A 21,873-nucleotide genomic window follows, 5' to 3' on the forward strand; every position below is an offset into this window, starting at 1 on the left:
CTACCATGGCGCGAAGGCGGCAGGCGGTAACCATCAAGCACGTGGCGGCTGATGCAGGTGTTTCGCTGCAGACGGTAAGCCGCGTCATCAACAACGAAGCCAATGTCCGGCCGGAAATGCGCGAAAAGGTCCAGGCCTCGATCGACAAGCTCGGCTATGTGCCCTCGATCGCGGCACAGCGGATGAGCGGATCGCGTTCCTATCTTATCCTGGCCCTCAACGACCGCGAACGCACCATTGCCGACTGGCGGGCGCGCCAGGGCACCGACTGGGTCGACCAGATGCTGCTGGGCGGCATGCTCGAATGCGCCGAACATGGCTATCGCCTGATCTTCGAACTGGTCGACACCCACAACGACCATGTCGAGCGCGAACTGGGCGCGGCGATTGCGGCACTACAGCCCGATGGCGCGATCCTCACGCCGCCGCACTCTGACAATCCCCAGATTCTCGAGACACTGACCCGCCACAACGTGCCGTTCGCCCGCATCGGCGCACAAGTGCACGAGGAAGGGTTGCCCGATGGCATCATGGTCTCGATGGATGACGAAGGCGGCGCACGCACGGCGACCCGGCATCTGATCGGCCTTGGCCACAAGCGCATCGGCTTCATCTCGGGGCCTTCCGAGTATCGGCTTTCGGCCAAGCGCGTGGACGGATGGCAAGCCGAGATGGACGCGGCGGGTCTTCCCACTGAGGGCCTGCTCGAGGCAGGGGACTTCACCTATGCCTCTGGCGTGCGGGCCGCTCGCGCCTTGCTGGCCAGCCTTGATCGCCCGAGCGCGATCATTGCCAGCAATGACCAGATGGCGCTGGCCACAGTCGAAATCGCCGACGAACTGGGCCTCGCCATCCCGGCGGATCTCTCGCTGGTCAGCTTCGACAACACTCCGCTGGTGCGCTTTACCCGGCCCGCGCTGACAGCCGTGGATCAGCCGATTGCCGAGACGACGGCCACCGCGGTGCGCAGCCTGATCGCCGCGCAGAAGGGCGAAGAGGTTGCTGGCGCGGTGATCCTGCCGATGGGCTTCGAGGTCCGCGGCTCTACCGGCCCGGCGGCGGCCCACGAGGCGTGATCGGCGGACAAAGCCGCGAACACCGCTTTCTGGCGCTCTATGCGTTGGCGTGGGCTGGATCGACGATTGCCTATGTCCCGTTCCTGACGCTGCTGTTGCCGATGCACGTGCGCGAACTGGCGGGAAGCGAGGCCGTGCGCTGGCTTGCTGCAACGACATTTTTGGGCGCGATTGCTGCCAGCTTGTGCAACATCGCGTTTGGCTGGGCGAGCGACCTCGTGGGCAGGCGCCGCCCCTTCGTGCTGGCGGGGCTCCTGCTCTCCAGCGTCATGCTCCAGATTGCGCCGCGCACCGGGACCTTGCTTTCGCTGACCGCCGTGATCGCGCTGTGGCAGGTCGGGCTCAACATGATGCTGGGGCCGCTGTCTGCCTGGGCCGGGGATCAGGTGCCCGATGGGCGCAAGGGGCTGCTCGGCGGCCTGCTGGCTTTCGCCCCGGCCTCGGGCGCCCTTGCCGGAGCACTGGCGACTCTGGGCGATGCCTTCTCGCTGGAGACGCGCTTTGCCGTCGTGGGCGTGATCGTGGCGCTGTGCGTCCTCCCGCTCGTGCTTCTGGGTGACGACGGCTTCGCGCAAACCCGGGCAAGGCCGGCCGAGGGAAGCGACGTTGCACGCAAAGTTCTCAAGGGCATGGCAACGCGCATGTGGCTTGCCCGCCTGCTGGTGCAGATTTCCGAAGCCTCGCTGTTCGCGTTCTTCTACCTGTGGTTGCGCTCGGTCGATCCGGGCCTTGCCGATGGCGCCATTGCCCGCGTGCTGCTGACGGCGATGGTGATCGGTGCGCTGGTCGCGCTGGTGGCGGGCGACAGGGCGGATCGCACCGGGCAGCCTGTTTCACCGCTGGTGATCTCGTCGATCGGGGCCGCGCTGGGGCTGATCATCATGGCGCTTGCCGAAGGACGCGACGGAGCGATTGCCGGGTACATTCTGTTCGGCCTTTCGACCTCGGCGTTCCTGGCCTTGCACAGCGCCCACACCCTGAGGGTCTTGCCTGACAGTGCACGGCGCGGGCGCGATCTGGGCCTGTTCAACCTGACAAACACGATCCCGTCGCTGGCGATGCCAGCGCTGACGCTGGCTCTTGTACCAAGCCTCGGCTTCAGCGCGCTTTTCGTGGTTCTGGCGTTGCTCGCCCTTTGCGCAACCTTGCTTCTCTTCGGATTGCGACGGACTGCCTGACACCAGTTTCGTCAAGGGTTGATTTCCACTCGCAAACGTGTGAGACGTCTGATTGAGAACGTTCACAGAATCTGGGGAAGTCGATGTCGAAGGGAAGCCTGCGTCCTGCCATGGCAAGTGTGGTGGCGCTATCATTCCTGCTTGCCGCTGCGCCGGTAGCAGCGCACGAAAGCCCGGTGGCCAATCCCGCGAACTGGCCGACTGCTCACAGCCCGTCGACCATCACCGATGCCCGGACCGAGCAGGAGATCACCCGGCTGCTCCGCCAGCTGACGGTCGAACAGAAGGTCGGCCAGGTGATCCAGGGCGATATCAGTTCGATCAAGCCCGAGGACCTCGCCCGCTATCCGCTCGGGTCGATCCTCGCTGGGGGCAACAGCGGGCCTTATGGCGACGAGCGTGCCGATGCGGCCAAGTGGCTCAAGCTGGTGAACGAATTCCGCGCAGCCTCGCGCAAGGCGGGGGCGGGGGTGCCGATCCTGTTTGGTGTCGATGCTGTCCACGGGCATTCGAACCTGCCGGGCGCAACGATCTTTCCGCACAACGTCGGACTTGGGGCGGCGCATGACGCCGAACTGATCAAGCGGATCGGTGCAGCGACTGCAGCCGAGGTTGCCGGCTCGGGCATCGAATGGACCTTCGCCCCGACACTTGCCGCCCCGCAGGACCTGCGCTGGGGGCGCGCCTATGAAGGCTATTCGAGCGACCCGGCGGTGATCGCCAGCTATTCGAAGGCGATGGTCGAGGGGCTGCAGGGGCCGCTCCTCGCCGGAAAGCCGCTGACGGCCGAGAAGGTGGCCGCCAGCGCCAAGCACTTCCTTGCCGATGGCGGGACCGAACAGGGCAAGGATCAGGGCGATGCCAAGTTGGCCGAGCCCGAACTCGTCCGTCTGCATGCGCAGGGCTATCCGCCCGCCATCGATGCGGGCGCGCTGACAGTCATGGCGAGTTTCTCGAGCTGGAACGGGGTCAAGAACCACGGCAACCGGTCGCTGCTCACCGACGTGCTCAAGAACCGAATGGGCTTCGAGGGCCTGGTGGTTGGCGACTGGAACGGGCACGGGCAGGTCGAGGGCTGCACGCCGACCGACTGCGCCGCCTCGATCAACGCCGGCCTCGATCTCTACATGGCGCCCGACAGCTGGAAGGGCCTGTTCGATAACACCCTGCGCCAGGTGCGCGAGGGCAAGATTCCCATGGCGCGGCTTGACGATGCCGTGCGGCGGATCCTGCGGGTGAAGTACAAGCTCGGCCTGATGGGGCCGAAGCTGGTCGAGCGCGGTGATCCGGCGGCGGTGGGGGCGCAGGCGCATCTTGATGTGGCGCGCGAAGCGGTCGCCAAGTCGCTCGTCCTGCTCAAGAACGAAGGTTCGGTGCTGCCGATCAAGCCGGGCGCCAAGGTGCTCGTGACCGGCCCGGGGGCCGACAGCATGGCGATGCAGGCCGGCGGCTGGACCATCACCTGGCAGGGCACCGACACGACAGGCGCCGACTTCCCCAAGGGCCGCACCATCGGTCGCGCGATCGTCGAGGCTGTGGCCGAAGCGGGCGGTACCGCCGAGATTGCCAAGGCTCAGGGCAGCGTCAGGCCCGATGTCGCCATCGTGGTGTTTGGCGAACAGCCCTATGCCGAGTTTCAGGGTGATGTGCCGAACCTTCTGTTCCAGTCGCGCGAGGGCGAACTGGAACTCATGAAGCAGTTAAAGGCCCAAGGCGTGCCGGTGGTTGCGGTGTTCCTTTCGGGCCGTCCGATGTTCGTTGGACCCGAGATGAACGTGGCCGATGCCTTCGTCGCCGCGTGGCAGCCGGGCTCCCAGGGGCAGGGCGTGGCTGATGTGCTGGTCGCGCGCAAGGACGGCAAGCCACCGCGCGATTTCACCGGCACGCTGCCGTTCGATTGGCCGCGCGATGCGCGCTCGCCGATGGTGGAGCCGCTGTGGCGGGTGGGCCATGGCCTCAGTTACGCAAAGCCCGCGAGCGTCGGAAGGGTCAACGAGGACCCTCGCGTCGAGGTGGGCAGCCTGCTGAGTGAAACCACGTTCATCCGCGCTGGGAAAGTGATCGAGCCGTGGCGGCTCGGCCTGGACAGCGTAGTCACCATGCGCGCGGTCGATGTGGCAGCGCAGGAGGACGCACGGCAGTTCACCTGGAGCGGCAAGGGCGACATCGCGCTCGACGGGCCGGTGGTCGATATGCAACGGCACCTCAACGGCGGCTTCGCGCTGCGGCTAGACTGGCGGCTGGATGCGCGCGGGTCGGGGCCGGTGACGGTTGCCTTTGCGGGCGTGAAGCTGGACGTCGGCAAGAGCCTTGGGGCTCTTGGCAAGGCTGCCACCCTGCGTATCCCACTGACATGCTTTGCGGAGCATGGTGCGAAGTTGGGCGCGGTGGGCTCCCCCCTTCGACTGAGCGCAGATAAGGGATTCACGGTCAGCGTCCGTAGCGCACTTATCGAGGGGGTGGGCGAGGCCATCCCCTGTCCGCCGGCCGCGAACTGACGGTTCCCCCGCGATGACGCTCGTGGTGAGCGACACCCCTTGGTTGACAACAGGGGTTTCGTAGGCGGCGTTTGGGCCTGGTTGATAGCAATCTGTTTGTGTCCCCGGATTTTGGCCCTGTGCGGATCCTGTCCGGGGACACAGGTTTCGTGCAAGAATGATTACCAGGCAGTCGCTCCCGCATCGATGGCAAAGTCGGCGCCGGTCACGTAGCGTGCCTCATCACTGGCCAACCATGTGGCGCACCAGGCGATGTCCTCCGGGTCACCAAGACGCTTGAGCATGTTCTTCTTGAGGACCGCCCCTTCAAGACCTGGGTCCATCTCCATATGACGGCGCGTGGCTTCGGTCTGGATGAAGCCAGGTGCGATCGTGTTGGCGCGGATGTTGTGCGGCGCGCCTTCCATGGCCAGTTGCCTGGTCATGGCAAGAACGCCTCCCTTGCCTGCGCAATGCGCGATGGCCGGAGAACCATCGAGAGCATGGCGCGCATTGGCGCTTGCGAAGTTGATCACGCTCGCCTTGCCGCTGGACTTCAGAAACGGCCATGCGGCCCGCGTCGCGAGAAAGACGATGTCCAGTTCCCCTGAAAGCGTCCGCTTCCATTCGTGATAGGACATGGTTTCGATCCAATTGAAGACTGCGAAGGCGGCTGCATTGACAAGAATGTCGATGCGGCCATGCTTCTGGCCGATGTGCTGAAAGGTCGCCCGTGTCGCGTCCTCGTCGAGCAGGTCGCACGTCGTGTCCGCGCCGCCGAGGTCGAGACCGATCACGTTGGCACCCTCGGCAGCGAACATCTTGGCGCAGCCCTTGCCGATGCCGTTGCCGGCACCGGTAACGACGGCGATCTTGTTGGCTAAACGACCAGGCATCATTGCGCCTTCCGGCTGATTTGCAGCGACGCAAGAGCAATTGCTGCACCGGCACCGGCAAACAGAGCCAGGACCTGGAAGCTACCCATAAGTCCGCCGGCACGAAGGGCAACGAACGTCACCACGAGCGGGCTCAGCCATTGCCCCAGCGAGAAGGCTGACTGCCAGAAGCCGGTCCCGCGGCCCCGGAATTCAAAGGGCAGGATGCTCATTGCCCATACGAGAAGGGTTGGCAGGAGCATGCCGGCACCGAGTTGGTTGATGAAACATCCGGCAAGGAATCCCGTCACGTTTCCACCCTTGCCCATCAGCATGAATCCGATAGCCAGCAGCGTGAGTTCGATGAGAAGAAGCTTGCCCACACCGATGCGAGCGATCCGGGAGTACAGGAAGGTGCCGAGGGGAACACCGACGCTGGCAACAGACGTCAGGAAGCCGATTCGGGCGGCGCTGGTCAATCCGAGTTCGGTGAGACCGCTCGCGGCCTGAATTTGCACGGTATAGAAGAATACCGAGCCATAGATCGTCACGGCGACAATCGTTGCCATCCGGGCCCACGGAAAACCTGCCCAGCTGAGCTTGTGAGGAGCGGCATCAGCTTCCTCATCCGCATCGTCGTCTCCTGCGGGCTCCCATGTGAAGATCCAGACAAGTGCGAACATCACTAAAGCTGACGAATAGACCCAGAACGGCGTGCGCCAGCCGAAATCTCCGAGAATGCCACCGACATTGAAAAACAGAAGTGCGGACATCGAGGCAAACGCCGTCTGGCCTGCAAGCCATTTGTCGCGCTCGGCACCCTTGAAATAGTCGCCGATCATGGTTGTGGAGAGAACGTAGATCAGCGCCTCGGCAATTCCCACGCCAACGCGAGACACCAGAATGGTAGTCAGGTCCTTCAGAAAGATTGGAGCCAGACCGACCAGCGCGTAAATCACGAAGGAGGCCAGCAAGAGCTTACGGCGGCCGAAATAATCCCCGAGAATGCCAGCGAACGGGCATAGCAGCGCCACGCACAGCGCCGGAAGGGTCAACACCATTGGGACAAGGTATTCATGTCCCGGGGTTGTACCGAATTCTGCCATGATCTGGGGTACGACAGGCGCAAGAAGTACGACGGCCATCGTGGTGAGCGTGATCGGCAGCAGCAGCGCGATCCCTGTCATGAAACTCGGTATGTGATGCTTTGTCATGGCGGCATCCGTCTCCTCGCAAGTATTTTCTCACGCTGCAATCGACCGGCGCGCCTGTTCGCAGCGGCGATCATGCAATGTGAAACCGGTCTCATACCTCTGCCGGGACCGACTCCTTCTGTCCAATCGATAGGAGGGAAGACTTGTTATTGATTTTGCCGAATTGAGATTTTGTGCGGTAGTGACTTCGTAGTGGACCAGAAGTCCCAACTGTCAACGCAGACAGCGCGCCTATGGTAGGTGGGGAAACACACCTGATCGTGTTGATGGCGCGCCCGGCAGGACTCGAACCTGCTGCCTCAAGATTAGAAGTCTCGCGCTCTATCCAGATGAGCTACGGGCGCGCGCCGGCTTCCCATAAGCACGCTTTGCGGATCGTGCAAACCGGGTTAGCACCACACTCCATGAGCGATCCCCAGATTTCGAGAATCGACGGCTCCACCAGCGCGCGTCGGCATTTCCGCTATTTCGACTATGTGATGGCCTCGTTCGTGGCGATACTGCTGCTGTCGAACCTGATCGGGGCGGCGAAGCTGGCGCAAGTCGGCGGGTTCACCTTTGGCGCAGGCATCCTGTTCTTCCCGGTGTCCTATGTGATCGGCGACGTGCTGACCGAGGTCTACGGCTATGCCAATGCGCGGCGCTGCGTGTGGATGGGATTCTTTGCGCTGGTGTTCATGGCGTTCATGAGCTTCGTGGTCGTGAAAATGCCACCCGCGCCGGGCTGGGATGGGCAGGCGGCTTACGAAAGCGTGTTCGGATCGACCTGGCGGATCGTGCTGGCCTCGGTGACGGCCTTCTGGGCGGGCGAGTTCGTCAATTCCTTCGTGCTGGCCAAGATGAAGTTGCTGACCGGGGGCAAGATGCTGTGGACGCGCACGATCGGCTCGACCGTGTTCGGGCAGGCGGTGGACAGCCTGCTGTTTTACCCCGTCGCGTTCCTCGGCATCTGGACGACGAGCCAGGTGCTGACCGTGATGGTGACCAACTGGCTGATGAAGGTGGTGTGGGAGGCGGTGCTGACGCCGGTGACATATGCCGTGGTCGGCTGGCTGAAGGCGCGCGAAGGCGCGGACGTCTATGATACGGACACCGACTTTTCGCCGTTTGCCAAGGCGCCGCAGGTTTAGGCCGCACGCCGAGGCCAATTTGCGCTGTTGCATTCGCCAACTTTTGTCATGGATCCCGGCCTTCGCCGGGATGACGACACAAGAACGGGGTCGTTAAGGGACTCCAGCTTTGCTCATGCAAAGGCCCCGCCTCTCCGGGGGGCGGGAGAGGCGGGGCGGCTTGCGGGGGGCTGGACGGCCCGCAAGGTCTGACTGTTGCGGCTCAGTCGGCGATGAGGCCGATCAGCAGGTAGACGAGCACGGCCGAGCCGAAGCCCAGCAGGGTGCCGAGAGCGAAAGCGACGCGGACCAGGGTTACGTCGATGTTGAAGTAGTTGGCGATGCCTGAGCAGACGCCCATTACCTTGCCGTTGACCTTGTCGAGGCGGAAACCGCGAGTGGTCTCGATCGGGCGCGGGGCCGAGTCGTCGAAGCGAAGCTGGCTCATCAGATCATCTCCTGCATGGCGGCGGGGGCCGCGCTGTTGTAAACTGGCGTGTGGACAGTGCCGGCGATCAGCGCGAGGCTGAGGGCGAAAGCGGTTGCTGCGGCGGCGATGCGGTTGGTGATGGCGGTCATGATCTTGTCCTCATGGTAACTGTTTGAGCCGTTATGGCTTATGCGACCAGCGTTGCATGGGCCGTGCCAAACTGCCGAAATGGCGGATTTCTGCGGATCACGGCGGTCGGGCGGAACCTCGGCATCTTTCCCGCTGCTGAACAGTGGTGAAATTCCCCATTAATTGGCGAGCGTGTGCATGGCGTTGTCTTCACCGCTGCTGCTGACGCGCTTTGCAGCTTGCTTTTTTACGCGACCGGGCCTATTTGCGCCTCATCCCGACATTGTGAAAGCAAGGTCAGGCTGGTGCCACCGGGCGCCGGCAGTGACCCGCTTTTGCCATTCGGCTTATTGGAGATTGCATGGCGGATATCGCGCGGATCGCGGAAGTTATCGAACCGGAGGCCAAGGCCTTGGGCTTCGATCTCGTGCGCGTGCGCTATTTCAAGGGCGGCGAGATCGGTGACGAGGAGCATACGCTTCAGGTCATGGCGGAGCGGCCAGAGACCGGCCAGCTGGTGATCGAGGACTGCGCCGCGCTGTCGAATCGCATTTCCGACCGCTTCGACGAACTGGAAGAGGCGGGCGAAGTGCTGCTCGAAGACGCCTATCGCCTTGAAGTGTCATCGCCCGGCATCGACCGTCCGCTGACGCGACCCAAGGACTTTGCCGCCTGGGTCGGGCAGGAGGCTCGCATCGAGCTTTCCGAGCTGCTGGGCGAGCGCAAGCGTTTCCGTGGCGATCTTGCCGGCTTCGATGCCGAAACCCAGACCATTTCGATCGAGGACGATGGTATCGTGTTCGAGGTGCCGTTCGCCCTCGTTGCCAATGCCAAGCTGATCCTGACGGACAAGCTTATTGCCGCTTCCCGGCCGCTGGATACCAGCGGTGCGGACGAAATTCTCGAAGAACAGGAAGACTGACCCATGGCCAGTGCGATTTCCGCCAACCGCGCCGAACTGCTTGCAATCGCCAACGCGGTTGCCACCGAGAAGATGATCGACAAGTCGGTGGTCATCGAGGCGATGGAAGAGGCAATACAGAAGTCGGCGCGCAACCGTTATGGCGCCGAGAACGACATTCGCGCCAAGCTCGATCCGCGCACCGGCGACCTGCGCCTGTGGCGCGTCGTGGAAGTGGTCGAAGTAGTCGAGGACTACTTCAAGCAGGTTGACCTCAAGGCTGCCGAAAAGCTGCAGCCGGGCGCCAAGGTTGGCGACTTCATCGTCGATCCGCTGCCGCCGGTGGACCTGGGCCGCATCGACGCGCAGTCGGCCAAGCAGGTGATCTTCCAGAAGGTCCGCGATGCGGAGCGGGATCGCCAGTACGACGAGTTCAAGGACCGTGCGGGCGAAGTCATCACCGGCGTGATCAAGTCGGTCGAATTCGGCCACGTGATTGTCAACCTCGGCCGCGCCGAGGGCGTGATCCGCCGCGACCAGCAGATCCCGCGCGAAGTGCCGCGCGTGGGCGAGCGCGTCCGTGCGCTGATCATGAAGGTCGAGCGCCAGAACCGTGGGCCGCAGATCTTCCTCAGCCGCGCGCACCCCGAGTTCATGAAGAAGCTCTTCGCGCAGGAAGTGCCCGAGATCTACGACGGCATCATCGAGATCAAGGCCGCTGCCCGCGATCCGGGCTCGCGCGCCAAGATCGGCGTGATCAGCCGCGATTCGAGCATTGACCCGGTCGGCGCCTGCGTCGGCATGAAGGGCAGTCGCGTGCAGGCCGTCGTGCAGGAACTGCAGGGCGAGAAGATCGACATCATCCCCTGGAGCGAGGACACCGCGACCTTCGTGGTCAATGCACTGCAGCCCGCCACCGTCAGCCGCGTGGTGATCGACGAGGAAGAGAGCCGCATCGAAGTCGTCGTGCCCGATGACCAGCTATCGCTCGCCATCGGTCGTCGCGGCCAGAACGTGCGTCTGGCCTCGTCGCTGACGGGTTCGGCCATCGACATCATGACCGAGGCGGAAGCTTCGGAGAAGCGCCAGAAGGAATTCGCCGAGCGTTCGAAGATGTTCGAGGAAGAACTCGACGTCGACGAGACGCTGTCGCAGCTGCTGGTGGCCGAAGGCTTCACCGAGCTGGAAGAAGTCGCCTACATCGAGACCAGCGAACTGGCGACGATCGAGGGCTTCGACGAAGAGCTGGCGGAAGAACTCCAGAGCCGCGCTGCCGAGGCGATCGAGCGCCGCGAGGAAGCCCTGCGCGAACAGCGCCGTGGCCTTGGCGTCGAAGATGCGCTGGCCGAGCTGCCGCACCTGACCGAAGCGATGCTCGTCACGCTGGGCAAGGCCGGTATCAAGACGCTTGACGACCTGGCGGACCTTGCCACCGACGAGCTGATCGCCAAGAAGCGCGCCGAACAGCGCCGCCGCAACGACAAGGGCCCGCGCGAAAAGAGCGATCGCCCCGAGCGCGTCGAGGACAAGGGTGGCGTGCTGGGCGAGTATGGCCTGAGCGAAGAACAGGGCAACGAGATCATCATGGCCGCGCGTGCCCACTGGTTCGATGACGAGCCAGTAGCTGAGGAGGCCGCCGATGCGGATTCCTCACAATGAGCCGCTAAGCTCCGACATCTCCGGCACTGCACCGGCGGGGAAGGCCTCGCCGGAGCGCAAGTGCGTGCTGACCGGGCGCCATGATGCGCGGGACGAACTGACGCGTCTTGCCATCTCGCCCGATGGCGGCGTGCTGCCTGACGTGATGGCGCGTGCCCCCGGGCGCGGGGCCTGGATCGGCGTGGACCGGCAAGCCCTTGAAAAAGCGATTGCCAATGGCAAACTTAAGGGAGCGCTGGCGCGTGCCTTCAAGGGTGCTGCGCTGTCCATTCCGGCCGATCTTCCCGAACGCATCGAACAGGCGCTGCGTCGCCTGGTGGCCGACCGGCTCGGCATCGAGCTGCGGGCGGGCAATGTGCTGCTGGGCACAGAGAAGATTGCGCAAGGCTGCCGGGCGGGGGCTGTGACGTTCCTCGGCCATGCCTCCGACGCCGGCACCGATGGACCCAACAAGCTGGCGCAAGCCTGGCGCGTGGGCGAAGGCGCCGAGGGTTCGGGGATGAAAGGTGTCATCTTGCCGCTGGACCGAGCGGCGCTGTCTGTGGCATTGGGCCGCGACAACGTCGTTCACGTCGCGCTGACCGACCCCGCTGCCGCCGCAAGGCTGCAAGCGCCGCTGCAGCGCCTGATACATTTTCTCGGAAACGAGACTGAAGCCGCCGGATCCGAGACGGGTGCAGTGGCGAACGACGATATTGATACGAAGGGCGAATGAGTTCGATGAGCGATAGCGACAAGAAGCCGACACTGGGCCGTAGGCCGCTGGGTCTGAAGACCTCGGTGGAGGCGGGAGAGGTCAAGCAGACCTTCAGCCATGGTCGCACCAACAAGGTGGTGGTCGAAGTGAAGCGGCGCAAGCTGATGGGCCGGCCCGGCGAGGCCGCTCCTGTTGCTGCGCCTGCCGCACCGGCACCTGCTGCCGCGCCGGTAGCTCCGCCGCCTCCGCCGCCCCCGCCGCCTCCGCCGCCATCGGCCAGCCGCGAAACCCGCCAGGAAATGCAGGCTCGCCTGCTGCGCGAAGCCGAGGAAGCCCGCCTCGCTGCGCTGGAAGCGGCGAACCGTCGCGAGCAGGAAGAAAAGCTCAAGGCGATCGAGGAAGAGCGTCGCCGCGCCGAGGAAAAGGCCAAGGCTGAAGCGGCACCCGCACCTGCGCCAGAGCCGACCCCGGAACCGGAAGCTGCGCCTGCTCCTGCGCCCACGCCAGTGGCGACGCCTGAAGTGGCCAAGCAGCCGGAAGCCGCGCCTGCTCCGGTCGAAGCCAAGGCTGCCGAGCCGAAGGCAGAGGAAGCCGCGCCGGTAATCCCGGCACCGCGCCGCTTTACCCCGGTTGCCTCGCCCGCGCCGATCAAGCGTCCCGAGCCTGCTGCGAAGAAGCCCGCCGCCAATCCGCGCGATCGCAAGACCGAGGACCGTCGTGGCGGCAAGCTGACCGTTACGCGCGCGCTCAACGAGGACGAAGGCGCGCGCGCCCGTTCGCTCGCTGCGCTGAAGCGTGCCCGAGAAAAGGAACGCCGTGCGCACTTCGCCGGCCAGTCGCAGCCGCGTGAAAAGCAGGTTCGCGACGTGGTCGTGCCTGATGCGATCACCGTGCAGGAGCTGGCGAACCGCATGGCCGAAAAGGCTGCGGACCTCGTCAAGGCGCTGTTCAAGATGGGCATGATGGTCACCATCAACCAGACCATCGACCAGGACACCGCCGAACTGCTCGTCACCGAATTCGGCCACAACATCCAGCGCGTGAGCGACAGCGATGCTGATATCGATACGTCCTCGGACGTTGACGCCGAGGACACGCTGCAGGCGCGTCCGCCGGTGGTGACGATCATGGGTCACGTCGACCACGGCAAGACCTCGCTGCTCGACGCCTTGCGCGGCACCGACGTGGTGCGCGGCGAAGCCGGCGGCATCACGCAGCACATCGGTGCATACCAGATCAAGACCAAGGGCGGTGAGTTCATCACCTTCCTCGACACCCCGGGCCACGAGGCCTTCACTGAAATGCGCATGCGCGGCGCCAATGTCACCGACATCGTCATTCTGGTGGTTGCTGGTGACGATGGGCTCATGCCGCAGACGATCGAGGCGATCAACCACACCAAGGCGGCCGGCGTGCCGATGATTGTGGCGATCACCAAGTCGGACAAGCCCGAATTCAATCCGCAGAAGATCCGCGAGCGCCTGCTCGAGCACGAGATCATCGTCGAGGCGATGTCGGGCGACGTGCAGGACGTGGAAGTGTCGGCGAAGTCTGGCGCGGGCCTTGACGAGCTGATCGAGAAGATCCTGCTGCAGGCAGAACTGCTCGAACTTAAGGCGAACCCGGATCGCGCAGCGGAAGCCACCGTGATCGAGGCCAAGCTTGACAAGGGCAAGGGCCCGCTGGCGACCGTGCTGGTCAATCGCGGTACGCTAAAGGTCGGGGACATCCTCGTGGTCGGCACCCAGTCGGGCCGCGTCCGCGCCATGCTCGACGACAAGGGCCGTCAGGTGAAGGCGGCGGGTCCGTCGCTGCCGGTCGAAGTGCTCGGCATCGGCGGCGTGCCGATGGCCGGTGACACGCTGACCGTGGTCGAAAGCGAAGCCCGTGCCCGCGAAGTGGCCGCGTACCGTCAGGAACGCGCTACCGCCAAGCGCACCGTGCAGGCGCCTGCCAGCCTCGAAAACATGTTCTCTGCGCTGGCTGCGAAGAACACGGTCATCGAGTATCCGCTGGTTGTCCGTGCCGACGTGCAGGGTTCGGTCGAAGCGATCGTCAACGCGCTCAACAAGATCTCGACCGACGAGATCAAGGTGCGCATCCTGCAGTCTGGCGTGGGCGCCATCACCGAAGGCGACGTCAACCTGGCGCAGGCCAGCGGCGCGCCCATCGTGGGCTTCAACGTCCGTCCGAACGCCAAGGCGCGCGAGCTGATCGAGCGCAACAAGGTGCGGATGAAGTACTTCGACGTGATCTATCAGCTCACCGACGACATTCGTTCGGAAATGGCGGGCGAGTTGGGTCCGGAGGCGATCGAAACGGTCGTCGGCCGTGCCGAGGTCAAGGAAGTCTTCCCGGCGGGCAAGAAGGACAAGGCAGCCGGTCTGCTCGTGGTCGAAGGCGTCATCCGCAAGGGTCTGCATGCACGCCTTACGCGCAGCGACGTCATTGTCAGCCGCACGACCATCGCCTCGCTGCGCCGCTTCAAGGACGACGTGCCGGAAGTCCGCGCAGGCCTGGAATGCGGCGTGCTGCTGCAGGACACGAACGACATCAAGGCTGGCGACCAGCTGGAAGTCTTCGAAGTCGAGATGCGCGATCGTACGCTCTGATGATGTAAGGGGATGCTTCGTCCGCCTTCAGGGGCGGCGGGGCATCCTGCCATTCTGGCGGCAGTCTGACTGGTCAATAGCTTCAAAGCACAAGACTAGGGTCACACAGGTCTTGTTCCAAAAACGCCTTTCCGAGGTCGCTACCGGCGACAGAACGGGAGGTGATGTTTTTGAAATTGGATACCGTAGTGATTCTGGTTCTCGGCGTGGCCACGTTGATCGTGGGGCTCGTCGGACTGGTGATCAAGCTCATCGAGCTTGGCCGCAAGTAAAACCAGTGCGGGGGTGCTGTAGCAGCGGCACCCCCAATACAGAAAGAACCCGGACGTAGCAGCGTCCGGGTTCCGGGATGGTGATTGTGAAATCAGCAACCGTAGTGATCCGCTGCTGATAGCACATTTGCTCTAAATTGCAAGAACGGCCCCCTGCCATGACCCGCTATGTCGCCCTGTTCGGATCCATCAACGTCGGCGGTAATCGCGTGACGATGGCGGATCTGCGCTGGGCGTTCGAGCGGGAAGGGCTGACCGGGTTGGAGACCGTGGTCGCCAGCGGCAACCTGCTGTTCGACTATGACGATCGTCCGCTGGATGGCCTTGAAGACCTGTTCGCGCACGTCATGCTGGAGCGGTTCGACATCAAGAGCTTTGTCGCGGTGCGCGATCGGGCAGCAATCGCACAAGCGGTGGAGGGCAATCCCTTTACCGGCATCGGCAAGGACAATCTGGTCCACACGCTGTTCCTCGAACGTCAGCCCGACCAGGCAGCTTTCGACAAGCTGGCAGCCGACCAGGCGATGCGCGGTCTCGAGAAACTGGCAATCGGCGAGCGCAGCATCTATATCGATTTCGTAAGCAGCGTGGCCGAAAGCAAGCTGACGAGCGCCTTCATCGAGCGCCGTCTTGGTTGCCGGGGCACCGCGCGCAACGTGCGATCGATTGCACGCATCCTTTCGAAGATGAGTTAGAATTGGCCAAGTTTCAAACCTCCCCAGAAACCCGTTCCGTCCGCCTGCTGAAGGTGGGTGAGCAGGTGCGCCATATCCTGTCGGAGCTGTTGACGCGGCAGGAAGTGCATGACGACGTTCTTTCGGCGCATACCGTTTCGGTCACCGAAGTGCGCATGTCGCCTGACTTGCGCCATGCCACGGTGTTCATCAAGGCGCTGCTGGGTGAGGACGAGGAGATCGTCCTCAAGGCACTGCGCACCAATACCGCGTTCTTCCAGCGCGAAGTGGCGCAGCGGCTGCGGCTAAAGTACGCGGCGCGACTGAAGTTCCTGCCAGACGAGAGTTTTGACGAGGCAAGCCGGATCGAGCAGCTGCTGAGCGACCCGAAGGTGCGGCGCGATCTCGACGCCGAGGATTGAGCTTCAGGCCGGGACCATCTGCGCATTGATGGTGATCGTGACGGACTTCGACACGATCAGGCGATAGGCATTCATTCCGAAATCCGTGCGGTCGATCCTGGTCCGCCCCGAAAGGCGGATCGCCTCGCGCCCTGTGGCCTTGGCCGGTGGTGCGGCAAAGCTCACGTTTAGCGTGGTTTGGCGTGTGACGCCCTTTGCGGTAAGCTCGCCACTGACGACCGCCGTGACCGGCCCGGTCATCGCCATCGAACGGCCGATGAAACGGACCTGCGGGTGTTGTTCGACATCGAAGAAGTCCGGCCCTTTCAGACGTTTGAGCGTGACGGAATCTCCGGCCTGTAGCGCCGTCGCATCGAGCGTCACATCGAGCTTCACGTTATCGAGATGCGCTGGGTCCAGTTCGATCCCGCCGGTGATGGCGGGAAAGCGCGCGGTCTTGCTGGCGATGCCGAAGAAGCCGACGCGGGCGTGGACTTCGCTGTGTGGGGCGTCGATGCGGTAGCGCAGCTTCTGCGGCGGGGCGTTGCCGGTCAGGACCAATGTCGCGGCGGCGCTGGCCAGTGCGCTGATGATCCGTCGAGTTTTCCTGCGCATTGGTCGGCGATCCCTCTGGCAATCCAGCACGTGGTGCTTATGGCTGTGCGCGATGGCCAAGCTCTACTTCTACTACGCCAGCATGAACGCCGGCAAATCGACCAATCTTCTGCAGGCGGACTTCAACTACCGCGAGCGAGGGATGGCCACGATGCTGTGGACTGCGGCATTGGATGACCGGGGCGGCGACCGTGCCATCGAAAGCCGCATCGGCCTTCACGCCGAGGCCCATCGTTTCGATCATGCTACCGACCTGTGGGGAGCGGTGAAAGCTGCCCATGTGGTACAGCCGCTGTCTTGCGTGCTGGTGGACGAGGCGCAGTTCCTGTCCAAGGCACAGGTCTGGCAACTGGCGCGGATTGCCGACGAGGCAGGGGTGCCGGTGCTGTGCTATGGCCTGCGCACCGATTTTCAGGGGGAGTTGTTCGAAGGGGCGGCAGCTCTGCTCGGCATTGCGGACTCGCTGGTGGAATTGAAAGCCGTCTGCCACTGCGGGCGCAAGGCGACCATGAACCTGCGCGTGGATGAAAGCGGTGCAGCGGTGCGGGCAGGCGCGCAGACCGAGATCGGCGGGAACGACCGCTATGTTGCGCTGTGTCGCAGGCACTTTTCGGAGGCGATGGGGGCATGAGCGGAGATGGACTGTACGTGCCGCTCGCCGATGGCGACTTGCGGCTCGAGCTGCTGCGCGAGGATCATCGCGAGGGCCTGCGGCGGGCTTGTGCTCAGGATGACGAGATCTGGGACGTCTATCCTTTCAGCTACCGGGGCGAGGCTTTCGATCCGCAATTCGACAGCCTGATGAACTCTGCGCCGCAGCGGCGGCCCTATGCTGTCTTTTCGGGCGAGGTGCTGGTCGGCATGACGGCGTGGATCGAACATGGCGCGGCAGGTTGGTCGATTGAGATCGGCAACAGCTACATCGTGCCATCGGTTCGCGGCACCGGCCTCAACGGGCGGCTCAAGCGGCTGATGATCGACCACGCCTTTGCTTGTGGGCTGGAGCGCGTGGCGTTCAAGGTGGATACGATGAACCTGCGCAGTCAGGCTGCGGTCAGGAAGGTTGGCGGAGTGCAGGAAGGCGTGATGCGCCACGAGCGTCGGACGTGGACGGGGCGTGTGCGCGATACCGTGCTGTTTTCGATCCTGCGTGACGACTGGATGAGCAACAAGAAATGAACCCCGAAGGTCTGGTCTGGCAGATTGCCACGATCGCAATTCCCATGATCCTGGCGATCGTGTTCCACGAGGTGGCCCATGGCTGGGTGGCGCGGGCGTTGGGCGATCCGACGGCGGCGGAGCAGAAGCGGCTGAGCCTCAATCCGCTGCGCCATGTCGATCCATTCGGGACGATCATCCTGCCCGGGCTCCTGAAGCTGAGCGGCGCGCCGGTATTCGGGTGGGCCAAGCCGGTGCCTGTGGACTTTCGCCGCTTGCGCAATCCGCGCTGGGGCATGGTGCTGGTGGCGGCTGCGGGGCCGCTCACCAATTTCGTGCTTGCCTTGATTGCCGCCATCGGGCTCGGCCTGCTGGTGCGAGCAACGGACGGCATGGCCGAGCCGGGGCTGGAGGCGCTGTTCCTTTCGGACAACCTGCGCAACTTCCTGATCGTCAATCTTTTCCTCGGCGCGTTCAACCTGCTGCCGATTCCGCCGTTCGACGGGTCGCGCATCGTGATGGGCGTGCTGCCTGCGCCACTGGCACGCGTCTATGGCAAGATTGAACCTTACGGCCTGCTGGTGGTGTTCGCGTTCCTCGTGATCCTGCCGTACTTCTGGCCGGAGCTGCATCTGGTGCAGCGGCTGATCGGGCCGCCGGTGGAATGGTTCGGACAGCACCTTGCCAGACTGGCGACGCTGGTTGCCGGGCCAGAGCCACTCTGACCATGGTTGATGGCTGGATCATTCTCGACAAGCCGCTCGAGTTCGGCTCGACGCAGGGCGTCGCGGGGGTGAAGCGCAACCTGCGGGCGGCGGGCTTCGGCAAGTGCAAGGTGGGCCATGGCGGCACGCTTGACCCGCTGGCAACAGGTGTGTTGCCGATCGCCATTGGCGAGGCGACCAAGCTGTGCGGCCGGATGCTCGACGCGAGCAAGGTCTATACCTTCACGGTGGGTTTCGGTGAGGAATCGGACACGCTCGACCTTGAGGGCAAGGTCGTGGCGACAAGCGACGTCCGGCCTTCCTGGCAAGAGATCAAGGCAGTGCTGCCGCGCTTTACCGGCCCGATTTCGCAGGTTCCGCCCGCCTATTCAGCGCTGATGGTCGATGGTGAACGTGCCTATGACCTTGCGCGCAAGGGCGAGACGTTCGAGCTGAAATCGCGTGATGTGGTGATCCGCTCGCTGGTTGCCGAACCTGTTGCAGATCCGGCGCGGGTTGAAGAACTGACCCTGACTGCCCATGTATCGAAAGGAACGTATATCCGCAGCCTTGCGCGCGACATTGCCCGCGCGCTCGGCACCGTGGGGCATGTTACCATGCTGCGCCGCCTGAAGGCCGGGCCGTTCGACATTGCCCAGGCGATTTCGCTGGACAAATTGAACGATGTGGGTAAAGGCGCGCCCCTTGAACACATACTCTTGCCGCTGGAGGCAGGGCTGGTCGACATCCCGGCTCTCTCCTTCGATCCCGAGCAGGCAAGGGCGGTCCGTCAGGGCCGCGTTCTGGCGGGATTGCCCTTCGAGGACGGGCTTTACTGGGCGAGGGCCGGATCTGTTCCGGTCGCGCTGGTGGAGCTTTCGGGCGGAAGCCTGAAGGTCCAGAGGGGCTTTAATCTGAAGGATGTCGCGGAGTAGAATACATGTCGATTACCGCAGAAAAGAAGCAGGAAGTCATTGCCGCTCACGCTCGCGCCGAAGGCGACACCGGTTCGCCGGAAGTTCAGGTCGCGATCCTGACCAGCCGCATCCAGACGCTGACCGAGCACTTCAAGTCCAACCACAAGGACAACCACTCGCGTCGCGGCTTGCTGATGATGGTCAACAAGCGTCGTTCGCTGCTCGACTACCTGAAGAAGAAGGACGTGGGTCGTTACAACGACCTGATCCAGAAGCTCGGTCTTCGCAAGTAACCAAGCGGAGCGGCCCCAAGCGGGCCGCTTTTGCTTTCTGGCGTCCTCGCAATTCGGCGAGGTGCCTCCGGGGCAAGACAAACGGCCCCACACCGGACCGGGACGGCATTCCCCGGCAGCAAACCCCGTTCGCAATAGGGCGCGCGGGCTGAAGGATGTAAAATGTTCGACGTCAAAACCGTATCGCTGGAGTGGGGCGGAAAGACCCTCACCCTCGAAACCGGCCGCATTGCCCGTCAGGCTGACGGCGCGGTCCTCGCCACTTACGGCGAAACTGTAGTCCTTTGCGCGGTCACCGCGGCAAAGTCGGTCAAGGAAGGCCAGGACTTCTTCCCGCTGACCGTCCACTACCAGGAAAAGTATTCGGCAGCTGGCCGCATTCCGGGCGGTTTCTTCAAGCGCGAGCGCGGCGCGACGGAAAAGGAAACGCTGGTTTCCCGCCTGATCGACCGTCCGGTTCGCCCGCTGTTCCCCGAAGGTTTCTACAACGAAATCAACGTCATCGCCCAGGTTCTGAGCTATGACGGCGAGACCGAACCCGATATCGTCGCGATGATTGCGGCCTCGGCTGCGCTGACCATCTCGGGCGTTCCGTTCATGGGCCCGATCGGCGCTGCGCGCGTCGGCTTCGTCGATGGCGAATACGTGCTGAACCCGAAGCAGGACGCCGCGCTGACCGATGGCCGCCTCGACCTCGTGGTCGCCGCGACCGACTCTGCCGTGATGATGGTGGAATCGGAAGCCAAGGAACTGAGCGAAGACGAAATGCTCGGTGCCGTGCTGTTCGCGCATGACGAGTGCCGCAAGGTCATCGGTGCGATCATCGAACTGGCCGAGAAGGCTGCGAAGGATCCCTGGGAAATCGACCTGTCGGACAACACCGCCGACATCAAGAAGAAGCTCAAGGACCTCGTCGGCGCGGACATCGCCGCTGCCTACAAGCTGACCAACAAGTCGGCCCGTTCCGACGCGCTGAACGCCGCCCGCGCCAAGGCCAAGGAAGCGTTCGCCGGTGAAACGCCGCAGACCCAGATGGTCGCCATCAAGACCATGAAGAAGGTCGAGGCCGACATCGTGCGCGGCGCCATCCTCAAGGACGGCACCCGCATCGACGGTCGTTCGGTCACGCAGGTCCGCCCGATCGAATCGATGGTCGGCTTCCTGCCGCGCACCCACGGTTCGGCGCTGTTCACGCGCGGTGAAACGCAGACCATCTGCACCACCACGCTGGGCACCAAGGACGCCGAGCAGATGATCGATGGCCTTGAAGGCCTGCGCTACGAAAACTTCATGCTCCACTACAATTTCCCGCCGTACTCGGTTGGCGAAGTTGGCCGTTTCGGCGCTCCGGGCCGTCGTGAAGTGGGCCATGGCAAGCTGGCATGGCGCGCACTGCACCCGGTGCTGCCGACCAAGGACGAGTTCCCCTACACCATCCGCGTCCTTTCGGACGTGACCGAGTCGAACGGCTCGTCGTCGATGGCCACCGTCTGCGGCGGCTGCCTTTCGATGATGGACGCGGGCGTGCCGATCAAGCGCCCGGTTTCGGGCATCGCCATGGGCCTCATCCTTGAAGGCAGCGAGTTCGCCGTCCTCTCGGACATCCTGGGCGACGAGGACCACCTCGGCGACATGGACTTCAAGGTGGCAGGCACGTCCGAAGGCATCACCACGATGCAGATGGACATCAAGGTCGCCGGCATCACGCGCGAAATCTTTGAGGTTGCCCTCAAGCAGGCTTCGGAAGGCCGCGCGCACATCCTGAACGAGATGACCAAGGCGCTGGGCGAAGCACGCACCGAGCTTTCGGCGCACGCGCCGCGCATCGAGACGCTGCAGATCGACAAGTCGAAGATCCGCGACGTCATCGGCACCGGCGGCAAGGTGATCCGCGAGATCGTGGCCACCACCGGTGCAAAGGTCGACATCGACGACGAAGGCCTGATCAAGATCTCGTCTTCGGACCTGACCCAGATCGAAGCCGCCAAGAACTGGATCCTCGGCATCGTCGAGGAAGCCGAGGTCGGCAAGATCTACAAGGGCAAGGTCGTCAACATCGTCGACTTCGGCGCTTTCGTGAACTTCATGGGCGGCAAGGACGGCCTCGTCCACGTCTCCGAAATGAAGAACGAGCGCGTGGAAAAGCCGACCGACGTGGTGAAGGAAGGCCAGGACGTTTACGTCAAGGTCCTCGAGATCGACCAGCGCGGCAAGGTTCGCCTGTCGATGCGCGTCGTCGATCAGGAAACTGGCGCGGAGTTGGAGGACACCCGCCCCGCCCGTGAACCGCGTGAACCGCGCGGCGATCGTGGTGATCGCGGCGACCGTCGTGGCCCGCGCGGCAATGATCGTGGTGGCCGTGGTGACCGTGGGCCCCGTCGTGAAGCCGGTGATCGTCCTCGCCGTGACCGTGAAGACGGTCCGGCTCCGGATCACATGCCGGCGTTCCTCAAGTCCGACGACTGAGGAACGGCCAGCAGGC

General features: G+C 63.7%; 21 protein-coding genes and 1 tRNA gene. 16 read left to right on the forward strand and 6 right to left on the reverse strand.

Going from position 1 to position 21,873, the window contains the following annotated elements:
• The first annotated feature begins 5 nt into the window (after nt 1–5).
• From AC3WLM_RS13440 to AC3WLM_RS13450, 3 genes are all read left to right on the forward strand, one after another.
• Entirely contained in the window at nt 6–1,076 is a 1,071-nt protein-coding gene (locus AC3WLM_RS13440) for a LacI family DNA-binding transcriptional regulator (protein WP_492477617.1), read from the forward strand.
• Complete coding sequence (locus AC3WLM_RS13445) at nt 1,073–2,254, forward strand: MFS transporter (protein ID WP_492477618.1); 1,182 nt, start codon at nt 1,073–1,075, stop codon at nt 2,252–2,254. The genes AC3WLM_RS13440 and AC3WLM_RS13445 overlap by 4 nt, the downstream gene beginning before the upstream one ends.
• Nucleotides 2,255–2,337: 83 nt before the next feature.
• On the forward strand, nt 2,338–4,752 hold the full coding sequence (locus AC3WLM_RS13450; RefSeq protein ID WP_492477619.1) for a glycoside hydrolase family 3 protein: 2,415 nt from the start codon (nt 2,338–2,340) through the stop codon (nt 4,750–4,752).
• Between the two features lie 161 nt (nt 4,753–4,913).
• Here the strand turns inward: AC3WLM_RS13450 and AC3WLM_RS13455 are convergent, their stop codons facing one another.
• The 3 genes from AC3WLM_RS13455 to AC3WLM_RS13465 form a co-directional block, all read right to left on the reverse strand.
• Complete coding sequence (locus tag AC3WLM_RS13455) at nt 4,914–5,627, reverse strand: SDR family NAD(P)-dependent oxidoreductase (RefSeq protein ID WP_039336696.1); 714 nt, start codon at nt 5,625–5,627, stop codon at nt 4,914–4,916.
• The gene (locus tag AC3WLM_RS13460) at nt 5,627–6,820 is read right to left on the reverse strand and encodes an MFS transporter (RefSeq protein ID WP_082013440.1); all 1,194 of its coding nucleotides are present in this window, start codon (nt 6,818–6,820) and stop codon (nt 5,627–5,629) included. Before AC3WLM_RS13460 ends, AC3WLM_RS13455 begins: the two co-directional genes overlap by 1 nt.
• Nucleotides 6,821–7,087: 267 nt before the next feature.
• Nucleotides 7,088–7,164, reverse strand: a tRNA-Arg gene (locus AC3WLM_RS13465).
• 60 nt (nt 7,165–7,224) lie between these two features.
• On the opposite strand from AC3WLM_RS13465, the gene AC3WLM_RS13470 reads away from it, so the two are divergent.
• Nucleotides 7,225–7,950 carry a queuosine precursor transporter gene (locus AC3WLM_RS13470; RefSeq protein WP_492477620.1) on the forward strand — a complete coding sequence of 242 codons (726 nt, stop codon included), beginning with the start codon at nt 7,225–7,227 and terminating at the stop codon, nt 7,948–7,950.
• Nucleotides 7,951–8,152: 202 nt separating this feature from the next.
• On the opposite strand, the gene AC3WLM_RS13475 is transcribed toward AC3WLM_RS13470, so the two are convergent.
• Together AC3WLM_RS13475 and AC3WLM_RS13480 are read right to left on the reverse strand one after the other, a co-directional pair.
• On the reverse strand, nt 8,153–8,377 hold the full coding sequence (locus tag AC3WLM_RS13475; RefSeq protein ID WP_039338738.1) for a PspC domain-containing protein: 225 nt from the start codon (nt 8,375–8,377) through the stop codon (nt 8,153–8,155).
• Entirely contained in the window at nt 8,377–8,508 is a 132-nt protein-coding gene (locus tag AC3WLM_RS13480; RefSeq protein WP_269078644.1) for a hypothetical protein, read from the reverse strand. The genes AC3WLM_RS13475 and AC3WLM_RS13480 overlap by 1 nt, the downstream gene beginning before the upstream one ends.
• A 341-nt stretch (nt 8,509–8,849) precedes the next feature.
• On the opposite strand from AC3WLM_RS13480, the gene rimP reads away from it, so the two are divergent.
• From rimP to rbfA, 6 genes are all read left to right on the forward strand, one after another.
• On the forward strand, nt 8,850–9,410 hold the full coding sequence (gene rimP, locus AC3WLM_RS13485; RefSeq protein ID WP_062341715.1) for a ribosome maturation protein RimP: 561 nt from the start codon (nt 8,850–8,852) through the stop codon (nt 9,408–9,410).
• Nucleotides 9,411–9,413: 3 nt separating this feature from the next.
• Nucleotides 9,414–11,048: a transcription termination factor NusA gene (gene nusA / locus AC3WLM_RS13490; RefSeq protein ID WP_039338736.1), complete on the forward strand. Its 1,635-nt coding sequence runs from the start codon at nt 9,414–9,416 to the stop codon at nt 11,046–11,048.
• Complete coding sequence (locus AC3WLM_RS13495; protein ID WP_492477621.1) at nt 11,029–11,763, forward strand: DUF448 domain-containing protein; 735 nt, start codon at nt 11,029–11,031, stop codon at nt 11,761–11,763. Before nusA ends, AC3WLM_RS13495 begins: the two co-directional genes overlap by 20 nt.
• A gap of 5 nt (nt 11,764–11,768) precedes the next feature.
• Nucleotides 11,769–14,357: a translation initiation factor IF-2 gene (gene infB, locus AC3WLM_RS13500; protein ID WP_193827870.1), complete on the forward strand. Its 2,589-nt coding sequence runs from the start codon at nt 11,769–11,771 to the stop codon at nt 14,355–14,357.
• Nucleotides 14,358–14,787: 430 nt separating this feature from the next.
• A complete protein-coding gene (locus AC3WLM_RS13505) occupies nt 14,788–15,324 on the forward strand; it encodes a DUF1697 domain-containing protein (protein WP_039337759.1) in 537 nt (178 codons plus the stop codon).
• A gap of 2 nt (nt 15,325–15,326) precedes the next feature.
• The gene (gene rbfA / locus AC3WLM_RS13510) at nt 15,327–15,725 is read left to right on the forward strand and encodes a 30S ribosome-binding factor RbfA (protein ID WP_039337760.1); all 399 of its coding nucleotides are present in this window, start codon (nt 15,327–15,329) and stop codon (nt 15,723–15,725) included.
• Nucleotides 15,726–15,728: 3 nt separating this feature from the next.
• On the opposite strand, the gene AC3WLM_RS13515 is transcribed toward rbfA, so the two are convergent.
• Nucleotides 15,729–16,319 (reverse strand): YceI family protein, encoded by a 591-nt coding sequence (locus tag AC3WLM_RS13515; RefSeq protein ID WP_492477622.1) that lies wholly within the window; start codon nt 16,317–16,319, stop codon nt 15,729–15,731.
• A 52-nt stretch (nt 16,320–16,371) separates the two neighbouring features.
• On the opposite strand from AC3WLM_RS13515, the gene AC3WLM_RS13520 reads away from it, so the two are divergent.
• The 6 genes from AC3WLM_RS13520 to pnp all read left to right on the forward strand — a co-directional run bounded on the left by AC3WLM_RS13520 (nt 16,372) and on the right by pnp (nt 21,857).
• The gene (locus tag AC3WLM_RS13520) at nt 16,372–16,950 is read left to right on the forward strand and encodes a thymidine kinase (RefSeq protein ID WP_427464448.1); all 579 of its coding nucleotides are present in this window, start codon (nt 16,372–16,374) and stop codon (nt 16,948–16,950) included.
• Nucleotides 16,947–17,498, forward strand: a complete 552-nt coding sequence (locus AC3WLM_RS13525) for a GNAT family N-acetyltransferase (protein ID WP_427464450.1) — start codon at nt 16,947–16,949, stop codon at nt 17,496–17,498. The genes AC3WLM_RS13520 and AC3WLM_RS13525 overlap by 4 nt, the downstream gene beginning before the upstream one ends.
• A complete protein-coding gene (locus tag AC3WLM_RS13530) occupies nt 17,495–18,202 on the forward strand; it encodes a site-2 protease family protein (protein WP_492477623.1) in 708 nt (235 codons plus the stop codon). The genes AC3WLM_RS13525 and AC3WLM_RS13530 overlap by 4 nt, the downstream gene beginning before the upstream one ends.
• Before the next feature lie 2 nt (nt 18,203–18,204).
• Nucleotides 18,205–19,116, forward strand: a complete 912-nt coding sequence (gene truB, locus AC3WLM_RS13535) for a tRNA pseudouridine(55) synthase TruB (RefSeq protein WP_492477624.1) — start codon at nt 18,205–18,207, stop codon at nt 19,114–19,116.
• 5 nt (nt 19,117–19,121) lie between these two features.
• Nucleotides 19,122–19,391 carry a 30S ribosomal protein S15 gene (gene rpsO / locus AC3WLM_RS13540; RefSeq protein WP_039337765.1) on the forward strand — a complete coding sequence of 90 codons (270 nt, stop codon included), beginning with the start codon at nt 19,122–19,124 and terminating at the stop codon, nt 19,389–19,391.
• Nucleotides 19,392–19,553: 162 nt separating this feature from the next.
• Nucleotides 19,554–21,857, forward strand: a complete 2,304-nt coding sequence (gene pnp / locus AC3WLM_RS13545; protein WP_492477625.1) for a polyribonucleotide nucleotidyltransferase — start codon at nt 19,554–19,556, stop codon at nt 21,855–21,857.
• Nucleotides 21,858–21,873: the final 16 nt, after the last annotated feature.

This window comes from Novosphingobium sp. FW305-C-30-35 (assembly GCF_058783135.1).